Raw genomic sequence first — 13,892 nt, 5'->3', positions numbered from 1 at the left:
TCTGCTTACTAACCAGTTGGTTAATGGGCAGAGCCCTTTGAATTTTAGACGTTGAACTTTAGACGTTGAACTTTAGACTTTAAACCTTGAATCCTTATCTTGTTTGCCAGATAACAGAATCGACCCCCACTACTATGAAACAACGTCAGTCGCTCAATGGCATGAAGCAAACCCAGAGCAACGCTTCGGCCGGCTTCTCATTCAACGATTACCAGACCGAGAATTTCTTCGACGAAATGTTTGGCAACAACGGGAAGGTTCGACATGGGTACGTTCCCTTCCGGAAGCGTGTAGAGCAACTGACCCGCCACGACATGACCAGTCGACAGCAGGCGGCCGATAAAGCGCTGATGAGTATGGGTATTACGTTCAACGTCTACTCAGAAGGCGAAGGCACCGAACGAATCATGCCGATCGACATTATTCCGCGCATTATCGAAGCCGCCGAGTGGGATCAGATGGAAAAAGGCCTGATTCAGCGCATCAAAGCCCTGAACATGTTCATCCACGACATCTACAATGAGCAGCGTGTGCTGAACGACGGCGTGGTACCCCGCGACCTGATTGAGTCGAGCAAATGTTTTCTGCAACCCTGCCTGGGCGTTCGTCCGCCGAAAGATATTTGGTGCCACATCACCGGCACCGACCTGATTCGCGGCGATGATGGCGAATTTATGGTGCTGGAAGACAACCTGCGCTGCCCTTCGGGTGTATCGTACATGCTCGAAAACCGCGAGCTCACCAAGCAAACCTTCCCTGAAGTGCTGGCTAATACCGGCGTTCGGCCCGTTTCTGACTACCCCACGCGCCTGTTGCAAATGCTGCAACACATTGCTGACCGCCCCAACCCAACGGTGGTGGTGCTGACGCCGGGCGTATATAACTCGGCTTACTTCGAGCATTCGTACCTGGCCCAGCAAATGGGTGTTGAACTGGTGGATGCCCGTGATCTGGTCGTATCGGGTGGGTACGTTAAGATGCGGACTACCAAAGGCTTTCAGATCGTGGACGTGATTTACCGCCGCATCGACGATACCTTCCTCGACCCAAAAACCTTTAACCCCGATTCAATGATCGGTGTGCCGGGTATCTTCGAAGTATTCAAGAAAGGACGTGTAGCGTTGGCGAATGCGCCTGGTACCGGTGTAGCCGACGACAAGGTGGTGTACGCCTACGTACCCAGAATCATCGAGTATTACCTCGGTGAGAAACCACTGATTCAAAACGTAAAAACGTATATCTGTGGTGAAGATGAAGACCGCCAATATGTGCTCGACAACATTGCCGATCTGGTGGTGAAGGAAGCCAATGAAGCCGGTGGCTACGGTATGCTGATTGGCCCCAAAGCCACGAAAAAAGACCACGACCTGTTCCGCAAAAAGATTCAGGAGAACCCCCGGAATTACATTGCCCAGCCAACAATCTCCCTCTCGCGCGTGCCTTGCCTCATTGACGGGCAAGCCGAAGGACGGCACGTTGACCTGCGCCCCTACATTCTCTACGGCGACCAGATCAACGTTATTCCCGGTGGCCTCACCCGCGTAGCGCTCCGCAAAGGCTCGCTGGTAGTAAACTCATCGCAAGGCGGCGGCGGAAAAGATACCTGGGTGCTATATTGAGAATTTGATTTTGACTAAGCGTATTGCTGACGCACGCGTAGAGACGCAAGATTTTGCGTCTCTACACATTCCCGCACAAATTTCTCAGAAATAGTACGGTAGGTTAGCTTGGCGTTACCAGAAGCGACACATCTAGAAACCTCCGAAGACACACTAACGCAATTCTGCCCGTAAAAGGCAATTTGTCTGTTCGCTCAGCAAGTACACCACCGGTAGACCGCTTCCTAGACGTACTTTCGTTGATACATATCAACCTGAGTATTTTCCTGTGAATCGTTTACTGCTCCTGTTTAGCATCTGTCTGATAGCCCTACCGGGGTTTACTCAGAAAAAAAATGAATCATTTCAATACAATATACGCCGGACTACCTCACCCATAAGGGTCGACGGTGTAGCCGATGAAGCCGCCTGGCAACAAACGCAGCTAGCCAACGATTTTCGGATGGTGTTGCCTATGGATACTAGCCGGGCCAACGTACCCACCGATGTACGCCTGAGCTATGACGATCAGAATCTCTACATCGTCGCCATCTGCTATCATCCCAAAAACCAGCCCTACGTCGTAGAATCGCTCCGGCGCGACTGGAACTTCGGGAAAAACGACAACTTCTTTTTGATCCTCGACACCTTCGACGACCAAACCAACGGGTTTGCTTTCGGAGCCAATGCTGCCGGTGCCCAGTGGGATGGCCTGATGTATGACGGCAACAAGATCAACCTGAGCTGGGACAACAAATGGACTTCGGCCGTAAAAAACTACGACGACCGGTACGTGTTTGAAGCCGCCATTCCGTTCAAGACAATCCGCTACAAAAAAGGCGTTAGCCGGTGGGGGCTCAACTTCAGCCGGCAGGATTTGACCAGCACCGAAAAATCGTCGTGGACACCTATACCGCGCCAATTTCCTACGGCCTCGCTCGCCTACACGGGTATGCTGGTCTGGGATCAGCCACCGCCAGCCGCCGGGGCCAACGTATCGATTATTCCCTATGCGTTAGCCAGTACCAGCCGTAACTTTTCTGGTGCCGAAAAACCGGTGAACGAGATCAATTACGGCGGCGATGCCAAAGTAGCCCTGAGTTCGTCGATCAACATGGACCTGACGGTCAACCCCGATTTTTCACAAGTAGAGGTAGACCGGCAGGTGACCAACCTCGACCGGTTCGAGCTGTTCTTTCCCGAACGTCGGCAGTTTTTCCTCGAAAACGGAGACCTATTTGCCAACTTCGGCTACGCCACCATTCGCCCGTTTTTCAGCCGCCGCATCGGTTTGGGTGTCCCCATCCGCTACGGAGCCCGGATCAGTGGCAAGCTTAATAAGGACTGGCGAATTGGCCTGATGCAGATGCAGACTGGCGACGTACCTGAAACCGGCCTGCCCCGTCAGAATTTCACGGTGGGGGCCCTGCAACGGCGCATCGGTGTCCGGTCCAACATCGGTCTGTTGTTCGTCAATAAGCAATCGCTCGACTACGTACCTGCGGAAGGGAAACCAGCCTATTCGCCTTACAATCGCAATATCGGCGCTGAATACAATTTACTGTCGGCCAATAATTTATGGACGGGCAAGCTACTCTACCTGCATTCGTTTTCGCCGGGCAGTGCACCAAACAACAACGTATTGGCGGGCAATTTACAATTCAACAACCGGCGGTGGCTTGTGGGAGCGCAACACGAATACGTGGGCGAAAACTACAACCCCGAAGTTGGGTACGTACCGCGCCGGGGCTATCAGAAGCTGAACCTGCAAGCTGGTTATCTGTTCTTTCCCACCGGTACGTCTATCCTGAGTCATGGGCCAACAATAGGCAGTACCACGTTTATGAATACCAGTCTATCACGGCAACTCGACAACGAACATTACCTGAGTTACGGCATCGCGTTCCGCAACCGCAGTACCTTCAGTAGCTGGGTAGCCACCAATTTTGTACGCCTCCTGACCGACCTTGACCCTACCAATTCGGGTAAGGCGAGGCTGGCAGCAGGTACCTTGCATAACTGGCAGGCATGGGGTACCGAATTTATTTCACGTCCGCAGGCCCTGCTCACCTACGGATTTACCTCGCGGTACGGTGGTTTCTACGACAACGGCAGCCGCCTGAACCTGACCACCGATGTTGGCTATCGCATTCAACCCTACGCCAGTTTGGCCGTTACAGCCAGTTATAACCGCATTGACCTGCCAGCCTTGTCGGGACTCACCCAATTCTGGCTCGTTGGCCCCCGACTCGATGTAACGATGACCAACACGTTGTTTCTAACGGCCTTCATGCAATACAACGAACAGGCCAAAAACGTGAACCTAAATACCCGGCTCCAATGGCGTTACAAACCCGCCTCAGATTTGTTTCTCGTCTACACCGACAACTATCTCCCCGACAGTTTCGCCGTTAAAACCCGCGCGCTGGTCATGAAATTCACTTACTGGTGGAACGTGTAGAGCTCTTTTTTTAGAAAAAGTGGCCGATGAATTCGTGCTTGTTCATATATGGATAATACTCAATTTGCTTTATTATCCTAAAAAATAATACTTAGTTTACACAAGCTATCTGTACAACTTGTTCCAGGTACCCTACTCGCTTGTTTTTAGGGAAACAAGTGATAAAAAACCAGGCTGTATGGAGACGTACATTATCATTTTTTTAAATACGTTTTTGCCCGTTTTCAGCATTGCGCATACACAGACCTTTGCACCCAAAATCTATCACTTTTATGACCCATCTCTATCGTTTTCGCACGACATGCCGATACCTGCCCTTTCGCAAGGTATTACTTTGTTCGCTGCTCGCGGTTGCAGCGCCTGTTGCAGGGAAAAATCCGGTGACTCCTTCATCACAGCAAACTACACAACTCAAAGCCGACGTCACCATCAGCGGTCGCGTTACTGATGCCACTACCAACGAAGCACTGGCAGGCTGTACCGTTGTCATTAAAGGCACACAGAAGGGCGCTACCACCGATGCCAATGGCGAGTATCGGATTGTGGTACCAAATGGCCCGGCAACCCTCGTATTCGGTTTTATTGGATTTGACTCGCAGGAAATAAGCGTTGGTAATCAGACTGTTATTAACGTATCCCTTAAATCATCGGCCTCTGATCTGACGCAAGTCGTGGTTATCGGCTATGGTACCGCCACTAAAAAAGACGCTACCGGCTCGGTTAAATCATTGAAAAGCACCGACTTCAACCGGGGTATCATCAACTCGCCGGAACAACTCTTGCAGGGTAAAGTGGCGGGCGTAAACGTTACGGCGGCTAGTGGCGAACCTGGCGGTCGGCAGAACATTACCGTTCGGGGGCCCGGTGGTGTCAGAACTGGTAGTACACCCCTGTTTGTGCTCGACGGTATACCGCTCGACAATTCGAGCACGGGCGGGGCAACCAATCCGCTCAACTTCCTGAATCCACAGGATATCGAGGCCATCGACGTTTTGAAAGATGCCTCGGCAACGGCTATTTACGGAGCTCGTGGCGCCAACGGCGTTATTCTGATCACGACTAAAAAAGGCAAAGCCGGTGCGGGCAATCTAACCCTGTCTACCAATGTGGGCATCTCGAACATGGCCAACCCACTACCCCTGTTCTCGACCGATGAGTACAAACGGCAGGTGGCGGCAGTGGGCGGCGTTGTTGAAGATTTGGGAGCCTCGACTGACTGGCAGAAGGAAATCAGCCGCCAGGCCATTACGCAGGACCATAATCTGTCGTTCAGTGGCGGGGCCGAAAAGCTGACCTACTACGGCTCGGTAGGCGTGCAAAATCAGGAGGGCATTCTGAAAAATAGCCAGATGAACCGCTACACGGGGCGTTTCAATGCCTCGCAGAAGTTTATGGAAGACCGGCTATCGATCGATGTAAACCTAACGGCGTCGCAAACGCAGAATACCCGGCCACCCATCGAAGGCATTATCGGCGCGGCACTGTCGGCCAACCCAACGTATCCGGCCCGCAATGCAGACGGTACGCCTGCCCGTTATCAGGCGTTTACCAACCCGCTGCTATCGCTGGATTTGCAGAAAGACGTGACCACCATCAACCGGGTTGTAGCCAGTGTATCGCCTTCGTTCAAGATCACCAAAGCCCTGACCTACAAACTCAATCTGGGTGTCGATAACTCCAGTTCGACCCGCGATCAGCAGAGTTTTGCCAGCGCCATTCCGCAACAGGATGGTCGTTTGGATGCAACGTACCTGAATAACCGTAACGTACTGATTGAGAACTACTTCACCTACACGCTCAACCTGGACAAACACAACTTGTCGGCGTTGGCGGGTCACTCGTACCAGACATTTTCGCTGACAGGCCGTAACTGGAGCATTAACAAATTCCCGCTCTCGCCCATTGAGCCCGCCAATAACCCCGGTTTGGGTCAGGAACTGACGCTGGCCAATAACCGGCCAGGCGGCTACGCGATCGAGAACGAGTTACAATCGTTTTTTGGGCGGGTAAATTACCAGTATAACAACCGGTATCTCCTCACAGGAACCGTACGGGCCGACGGATCGAGTAAATTCGGTGCCAACAACAAGTACGGTATTTTCCCGTCATTCTCAGCCGGATGGCGTATATCCGAAGAGGCATTTATGCAGTCGGGGCCATTCTCTGATCTGAAACTGCGCGCAGGCTGGGGACAAACCGGTAACCAGGAAATCCCGTCGAAGATCACGCAGGCACTGTTTACGTCCAGCACCTCGGCAGCAACCAGTTACCCGCTCGACGGCACCACCGTCTTCCCAGCCGGTACTACCTATACGCGCCTGGCCAACCCGGATATTCAGTGGGAACTGTCGACCCAAACCGATCTGGGCCTCGACTTTGGTCTGTTCAACGGTGCGCTGACGGGTACAGTCGATTACTTCCGGAAGGTGTCGGGCAAAATTCTGCTCGAAGTCATTCCGGCCGACCCCATTCAGCCAGCGTCTACCTACTGGACCAACGTACCTGACATGACCATTACCAATCAGGGCGTTGAACTGGACCTCAACTACCGCTACGCCAGCACCAACGGATTCCGGTTCGATGTGGGCGGTAATGTGACGTTCATCAAAAACATCGTTCAAAATTCGCCGTATTCGGTCATCACGTCCGGGTCAGCATCAGGAGCCGGCTTAACCTCGGCTACGGTTAACGGCTACGTAAACGGCCAGCCTATCGGTACGTTCTTCCTGCGCGAGTATCTCGGCATCGATGATAAAGGCGTGAGCAGATACAGTGATCTGAACGGCGACGGTATTGGTGGTAGCGACAAAGACCGCATTGCAGCGGGTAGCGCCCTGCCCACCCGGCAGTACAACCTGAATTTCGGCGTTGGTTACAAAGGCTTCGATCTGATAGCCAACATCAACGGCGTGGCGGGCAACAAACTATACGACAACACGGCCAACGCATTCTTCTACAAAGCACGACTGGTAAAAGGACTAAACGGCCCATCGGAAGCCATAGGCGAACCCACCGAGTCGATCAACAACGCGGCCCCGGTATCGACCCGATTCCTAAAAGATGGCGCCTTTACCCGCCTCAACAACCTGTCGCTTAGCTACAACGTAGATGTACAACGATTGGGCATCAACAAGTGGGTTAAGGGCATCCGGCTGTCGGCAACAGGGCAAAACCTGTTTGTGATCACGAAATACAACGGCTACGACCCTGAAGTAAACACCGACCGCACAGTCAACGGCATTTCGTCGTACGGCATCGACTACCTGAGTTACCCGAAAGCGCGCTCATTCCTGTTTGGTCTCAATTTAACGTTTTAACAGTACCCCTCACCCCCGGCCCCTCTCCCCCTGCGGGAGAGGGGAGCAATGCTCCGCTATTAAGCAAGCGAAGCTACTGTAAAGCGGCTCCCCTCTCCTGTAGGGGGAGAGGGGCTGGGGGTGAGGGGTCACCCACATAACCAATGAAAAAGACATTAATTCTCACACTGACCTGTCTCAGCCTGGTGGTGCTGAACGGATGTACGGATCTTACCGAAAACGTGCTGGACGAATCGTCGGCATCTGGCCTTACCGATAAGCAGGCCGTTGATGGTAACCTGGCGCCGGTATATGCCCGTTTGCCTGATATTTTCCTGCACACCAACTACTTCGCCATTCAGGAAATCTCGAGCGATGAAGCTATTCTGCCCTACCGGGGTGGTACCGACTGGGGTGATAACGGCATCTACATTGCCCTGCATCAGCACACGTCGGCCAGCACTGACCCTAACCTGCGCAATACCTGGAATTTACTTACCCAGGGTATATCACGTTCGATTACGGCCCTCAGCGCACTGCCGACCATCAACGACCCCAACGTGAAAGTCTACCTGGCCGAAGCACGGGGTATGCGGGCCTACTACAACATGGTACTGCTCGACCTGTATGGTGTAGTATTCAAGAAAGAAAGTCCACAAGATATTTCAACCATTCTGCGGGGCGAAGAGGCCATAGAGTACCTGAAATCGGAGTTGATTACCGCCGAACCCGATCTGCTCACCACCGTTGGCCCCGGCCGCCTGACCAAAGGAGGTGCCTGGGGATTACTGGCTCGACTGCACCTGAACGCTGCTGTGTATCGCGACCGCTATGCCACCCAATTTTCGTTCAAACCCGAAGACATGGACAAGGTGACGGAGTATTGCGACAAGATCATCAACTCAGGTCAGTATCAGTTGTCAACCGACTATTTCTCTATTTTCAATTCCAACAATAACACCAACAAGGAATTGGTTTTTGCCGTTGACCAACGGGCTGAATTAAACGGACATAACCGCCTTGCGTATTTCTCGCTGTCGGGCGACCAGTATCCGCTGCCTGCCTTTGCGGGAGCCAACGGCACCGACGGCCCGGCCATCACGCCCGATTTTTACCGTAGTTGGGTGAACGCCTATGCAACTGATCCGGCTAACGCAGATCCACGTTTCTTCAAACAAAACTGGACCATGCCTGCCGATTCATGCATTACCGAAGCCAACTTCAATATGAACCGGGGTATTTTGCGCGGTCAACAATTTGGTCTGGTGCGGGTAAACGGAGCCTTTGTGCGTTGTGGTGCTAACTACCGCGTGGGTCGTCTCTTCAACATATCGCGCAACCGGCCCACTCTACCGGTTACCTTCACCGAACAGGTAAACTTCACCGTAGCGGGTAGCGATTACAATACTGGTTACCGGGTCCTGAAATACGAATTCAGCCGTAAATCAGTATCGGGCCGTAACTTCGGTGACGCCGATATCTCGATTGTTCGGTTGGCCGATGTGTACCTGATGCGGGCGGAAGCTAAACTCCGCAAGAGCAATGATGCAGCCGGTGCCCTCGCCGATGTGAACAGGGTACGAGCTTCGCGCACGGCCACTACCCCTCCCCCGGCCCTAACCAGCATGAACCTGGATTTGCTGTTGCGCGAACGCGGTTTTGAACTGTATTGGGAAATGGTGCGCCGCACCGACCTGATCCGGTTCGGCAAATACGAAAGCACCTGGACCGAGAAAACGGATTCTAACCCACAGAAACGTCTCTTCCCGATTCCGCAAACGGCCATCGACGGGGCGTCTAACTTACCGGGCTATCTGGTGCAGAATCCAGGGTACTAGGTACGTCGTCATTTGTTGTCATTAAGTAGTCATTCATTGTCATTCTTTGTTTCGATGACAATGAATGACTCTTTTTTTGTTTAGTTGCTCATTAATTTAATACCCTCTTAACCAACTATGCTCAACCGATACCTGCCTGCTGCTCTTTTCCTGCTGACTCTATCGTGCGCCGGCCCGGCCCAACTGCGGAAACACCGCCACCAATCGGATAAACAAACGTTGACCGACCCCGTGGCGGGCCAACCTACTGCCATGCCCTATAACCGGCTGATCGACGCCGCAGGAACGGCGGTGTTCTTTGGCGACCCCAAACTCGAAAACCATGCCCTCGATTTAGCCTTAATGCCGGGCGGCACTCAGTTTGTGGTGGAAGATCGTTATGGTGTTGCTGTGCTGGACCGGGCAAGTCAGCAAATTGTTTACCGCTGGAGCCTGAGTGATGCCGCCGTAACGAAAGGCCTGATGAGCACATTTTCGGGTATCGAAGCGTTTAGCGTTAACGGACAAACATACCTGACCTGGGGCGTTTCAGCGCGGGAAAGAGGCAAATCGGGTGTAGTGATTGCCAGTTGGGGAAACGGGAAAGTGGGTAACGTGGAACTGCTCACTTTTGCACCCGTATCTCCGTCGCCCCTTGCCTTACCCAACGATGTGGCCATGCGGCTGGAAGGCGGCGAGCCTTTTTTGTATGTAGCCTTGAACGGCAATAACCAACTGGTGAAAATTCGTTTCGCCGACCGGTCAACCGTTTGGACAGCCCCGACCGGCGTGGCTCCATATGGCATTGCCCTGGCCAATGACCGTGCGTTTGTGACCAACTGGGCCGGTCCAGTCCCCAATAACGTACCTGACCCGACTAGTAAACTCGAAACGGCCGGGGTACCCTGGGGACAAGCCTACATTGATCCCCGGACAGGGGCTGTTTCTAAAGGCAGCGTGTCGGTTATCGATCTGGCAACGGGCCGTGTCGACGCAGAGATACCGGTTGGACTGCACCCAAACGCGATTTTGGCCAGTACAGACCAGAAACGGCTGTATGTGGCCAACGGAAACAGTGATTACGTATCGGTCATCGATGCGCAAACCCGGCAGGTGACCGACTCCATTGCGGTGGGTTTGTTCGGAACCAATAATCCATACATTGGCAGTACACCAAACGCACTCGCCCTCGATTCGGCGGGCACTACCCTCTACGTGGCAAATGGGCATGACAACGCCATTGCTGTGGTTGACCTTGCCACCACAGCAGGTACGGGCCAGGTACGTGGAACATCGGTTCGGGGGTATGTACCTACGCAGGCCTATCCGGGTGGCGTTTTATTGCTCGATAACACACTCTACGTGACCAATCTGGAGGCAGTTGGCGCACGGTCGCTTACCCCGGCCGAATCGGGCGGCGGGTCGCGCTCCGGTCAACCGGAAGAACCCGCTTACAACTCGCACCGACAACTGGCGTCGGTATCGATCATTCCGCTGCCCGACCAGAAAACGTTGACCGGGTATACGGAACGGGTCAGGAAATTGAGTATGCAATTCCGGTTGGCGCTGGCCGAAAAATTGCCCCGCCCCGACGCTAAACCCCGGCCCGTTCCCGAGCGCATTGGCGAACCGTCGGTGTTTCAGCACGTGGTCTACATCATTAAAGAAAACCGTACGTACGATCAGGTGTTGGGTGATATGCCCGAGGGGCGCGGAAAACCCGAACTGTGTATCTTCGGCGACAGCATTACGCCCAACCAACACCAACTGGCGCGGAATTATGTGCTGCTGGATAATTACTATGCGTCGGGAAAATCATCGGCCGAAGGACACTCCTGGGTCGACGCCGGTATTGTAACCGATTATACCGAGAAAAGCGTACGGGGCTGGTTCCGGTCGTATCCGCATGTGCTGTACGACGCGCTGGTGTATAACCAGAAAGGCATGATCTGGAACAACGCCCTCGACCACGGCAAAACCGTCAGAATCTACGGCGAAGCCTGCACCTGCCAGTTCGACGAATCGACTTATGACTGGACAAAACTTTACAATATGCGGGAAACAGGACAGCCTTTTTCGTTTACCAACACCACCACCATTTCACGGGTACGTCCCATTCTTTCGGCCAATTTTCCGGGCTGCGATGATGAGAAAATCAACGATCAGATGCGGGCCGACGCCTTTATTCGGGAACTGAACGAGTACGCCGCCAAACCCGGTGATCAGTGGCCCAATCTGATGGTAATGTCGCTACCGAATGACCACACATCCGGCATGAGTCCCAAATTTCCGACGCCCCGCGCTATGGTGGCCGATAATGACCTGGCCGTTGGGCGCATTGTCGAGGCGATTCAGAAAAGCCGGTTCGCGGCCAACACGGTCATTTTCATTACCGAAGACGATTCGCAATCGGGGTGGGATCATGTGTCGGCGTATCGCACAACCGGTTTCGTGGTGAGCCCGTATTCGCGACTGCAACGCACGGTGACCACCAATTATAACCAAACGTCGATGCTGCGGACTATCGAGCAAATTTTGGGTCTGCCACCCATGAACGTCATCGACGCCACGGCCATGCCCATGTTCGATTGTTTCACCGACAAACCCGACTTTAGCACGCACAACACCCTGCCCAACCGGATTCCGCTCAACGAGATGAACAAACCGCTTTCGGCCCTGCGCGGTAAAGCCCTGCGCTACGCCAAAGAATCGGTCGAGGAAGCAGAAGAAGGCATAGACACCGGCGAAGATGAGTTGAACAACAAGATTCTGTGGTTCTGGGCAAAAGGCAATACGCCCTATCCACGAGTGGCACGGTAAGGCTCACCGCGTTTTACCCTGCCTGATTTTAGTGAGCAAAGCCGCTAATTCGGCTACTTTTTCGGGGTTTTGTGCATACAGATTCGTGCGTTCCAACTGGTCGGAAGCCAGGTTATACAACTGACCCTGGCTTTCGCCGGGTTTGGGCGCAACGTCTCTGGGTTCCGTAAAACCACCCGAACCAAGGCCTTCGATCAATTTCCAATCCCCTTTCCGAATGGCGAAATAACCGATCGACGAGCTATGGACAACGGCTGGCTGGCTGGGTACGTGTTTCGTTTTTCCGGTCAGCACGGGCAAGATACTGTAACTGTCTTCGGCTTGATAAGCAGGCCGTTTGTCGCCCACAATATCGGCGCAGGTTGCCAACAGGTTAGCCAGTGTTGTGGTGGCCCCACTCACCGTACCGGCTTTCACTTTTCCGGGCCATCGAGCAATAAATGGAATTCGGTGGCCCCCTTCAAACGCGTCGCCTTTCATTCCCCGAAACGAACCCGCTGCGGCGTGATCGAACTGCTTCACAAAGTTTTCGCGCCAGTAGGGGCCGTTATCACTCGCAAAAATGACAAGGGTATTGCTGGCCAGCCCCGAGCGTTCCAGCGTAGCCAACACCTCACCAACGGCCGCATCGACCTGTTGCACAAAATCGCCATACTCCCCCACTTTCGATTTGCCTTTGTAGTCTGGCGATGGTACCCAGGGCGTGTGGGGAGCCGCCAGCGGGAGGTACAGAAAGAAAGGGGCAGCGCTCGATTGTTTCTGGAGGAAACTGAGCGCTTTATCGATAAACGTGGGTAAAACGCCGTAAAAATCGAACGATGGGCTCATTTTGCCTTCACGCCAGAAAGGCCCGGTATACCCCGACTGTAGTTTATTGCCCGTAGTGTGGGCGGTGGGTTGCTCGATCAGTCGCTGATTTTCGAGATAACAGTAAGGCGGCATATCGAGCGAGGCAGGCAGCACGTACGAATAATCGAACCCAACCGTGTTGGGGCCCTGGGCGACCTGTTGGGCGAAATCGATCACATCGGGGTTCATTTCTGTTTTAATGCCGTAATCGGCTGTGGCCAGTACCGATTCCTGCCCTTTTTGCACAGCCCAATCCAATCCCAGGTGCCATTTGCCAATCACCGCCGTTTGGTAACCATTGCTTTTCAGCAACGAAGCTACCGTGGGTCGATCGGCTTCGATCAAGGTGCGGCTGTAGCCACGCAGCACCCCCACGGGAAGCCGGCTACGCCACGGATAACGCCCCGTCAACAGGGAGTAGCGCGTGGGTGTGCAAACAGAGGAGGGCGAATGGGCATCGGTGAAGCGCATTCCCTGCGCAGCCAGCTTATCGATATTCGGTGTTGCAATTTTTCCGGCCGGGTTATAGACCGATACATCGCCGTAGCCCAGATCGTCGGCCAGGATATAGACAATGTTGGGCGGCTGCGGCTTTGTTGATTTGGTCACCATTGCCACACAGGCAATCAGACAACCGATGCTACTCAAAGCAATTCTCAATGTTAGGGTGTTGGTCATCTTTTAGCGGGCGAAACGGTGGTTTTTTGTACAAATGGTATTCGTGAAAAGTCATTCAACACCTCACTTCTAATGACTTTCCCTTCAAGAAATAAAGCAACGTTACGCGACCAGTTGGTTACGTTCGTAAAGAGCGTTAAGCCATCGCCAGCGACCTTTTTTATCTAAAAATGTCAACAAGTAATTCCGTAGCCGTTTTCTGTTCCATAATAACGTATAAACAACCATACTCTCATCTATATACCCTACACAGTGAAGTAGTTGTACTATTTTTTGCCGTTAGCTATAAATACTTAATTGTAATATTCGTTTTTCAAATTCTTAAAACAATAAATTAAAATATTTTAACAAATGGCTAGTAGATGGCTAGGTT

Annotated in this window: 6 protein-coding genes; 5 read left to right on the top strand and 1 reads right to left on the bottom strand. The window is 53.0% G+C overall.

Annotated features, from left to right (window positions below; translation table 11 throughout):
• Window positions 1–134 precede the first annotated feature (134 nt).
• From ACAW87_RS08930 to ACAW87_RS08910, 5 genes are all read left to right on the top strand, one after another.
• Window positions 135–1,619 carry a circularly permuted type 2 ATP-grasp protein gene (locus ACAW87_RS08930; protein ID WP_370723028.1) on the top strand — a complete coding sequence of 495 codons (1,485 nt, stop codon included), beginning with the start codon at window positions 135–137 and terminating at the stop codon, window positions 1,617–1,619.
• Between the two features lie 268 nt (window positions 1,620–1,887).
• Window positions 1,888–4,059 carry a carbohydrate binding family 9 domain-containing protein gene (locus ACAW87_RS08925; protein WP_370723027.1) on the top strand — a complete coding sequence of 724 codons (2,172 nt, stop codon included), beginning with the start codon at window positions 1,888–1,890 and terminating at the stop codon, window positions 4,057–4,059.
• A 272-nt stretch (window positions 4,060–4,331) separates the two neighbouring features.
• On the top strand, window positions 4,332–7,376 hold the full coding sequence (locus ACAW87_RS08920; protein ID WP_370723026.1) for a SusC/RagA family TonB-linked outer membrane protein: 3,045 nt from the start codon (window positions 4,332–4,334) through the stop codon (window positions 7,374–7,376).
• A gap of 143 nt (window positions 7,377–7,519) precedes the next feature.
• A complete protein-coding gene (locus tag ACAW87_RS08915) occupies window positions 7,520–9,193 on the top strand; it encodes a RagB/SusD family nutrient uptake outer membrane protein (RefSeq protein ID WP_370723025.1) in 1,674 nt (557 codons plus the stop codon).
• A gap of 117 nt (window positions 9,194–9,310) precedes the next feature.
• On the top strand, window positions 9,311–11,992 hold the full coding sequence (locus ACAW87_RS08910; protein ID WP_370723024.1) for a bifunctional YncE family protein/alkaline phosphatase family protein: 2,682 nt from the start codon (window positions 9,311–9,313) through the stop codon (window positions 11,990–11,992).
• 3 nt (window positions 11,993–11,995) lie between these two features.
• Here ACAW87_RS08910 and ACAW87_RS08905 read toward each other — a convergent pair whose 3' ends face one another.
• On the bottom strand, window positions 11,996–13,519 hold the full coding sequence (locus ACAW87_RS08905; protein WP_370723023.1) for a sulfatase family protein: 1,524 nt from the start codon (window positions 13,517–13,519) through the stop codon (window positions 11,996–11,998).
• Window positions 13,520–13,892: the final 373 nt, after the last annotated feature.

Source organism: Fibrella aquatica (assembly GCF_041321135.1).
GTDB classification, from domain to species: Bacteria; Bacteroidota; Bacteroidia; order Cytophagales; family Spirosomataceae; genus Fibrella; species Fibrella aquatica.
The sequence above is the reverse complement of the archived record's forward strand: the minus strand, read 5'-3'. Positions and strand labels throughout refer to the sequence as shown.

Coding starts and splice junctions, on each gene's coding strand:
- ACAW87_RS08930 (WP_370723028.1), top strand. CDS start 135: ATGAAACAACGTCAGTCGCTCAATGGCATGAAGCAAACCCAGAGCAAC.
- ACAW87_RS08920 (WP_370723026.1), top strand. CDS start 4,332: ATGACCCATCTCTATCGTTTTCGCACGACATGCCGATACCTGCCCTTT.
- ACAW87_RS08915 (WP_370723025.1), top strand. CDS start 7,520: ATGAAAAAGACATTAATTCTCACACTGACCTGTCTCAGCCTGGTGGTG.
- ACAW87_RS08910 (WP_370723024.1), top strand. CDS start 9,311: ATGCTCAACCGATACCTGCCTGCTGCTCTTTTCCTGCTGACTCTATCG.
- ACAW87_RS08905 (WP_370723023.1), bottom strand. CDS start 13,519: ATGACCAACACCCTAACATTGAGAATTGCTTTGAGTAGCATCGGTTGT.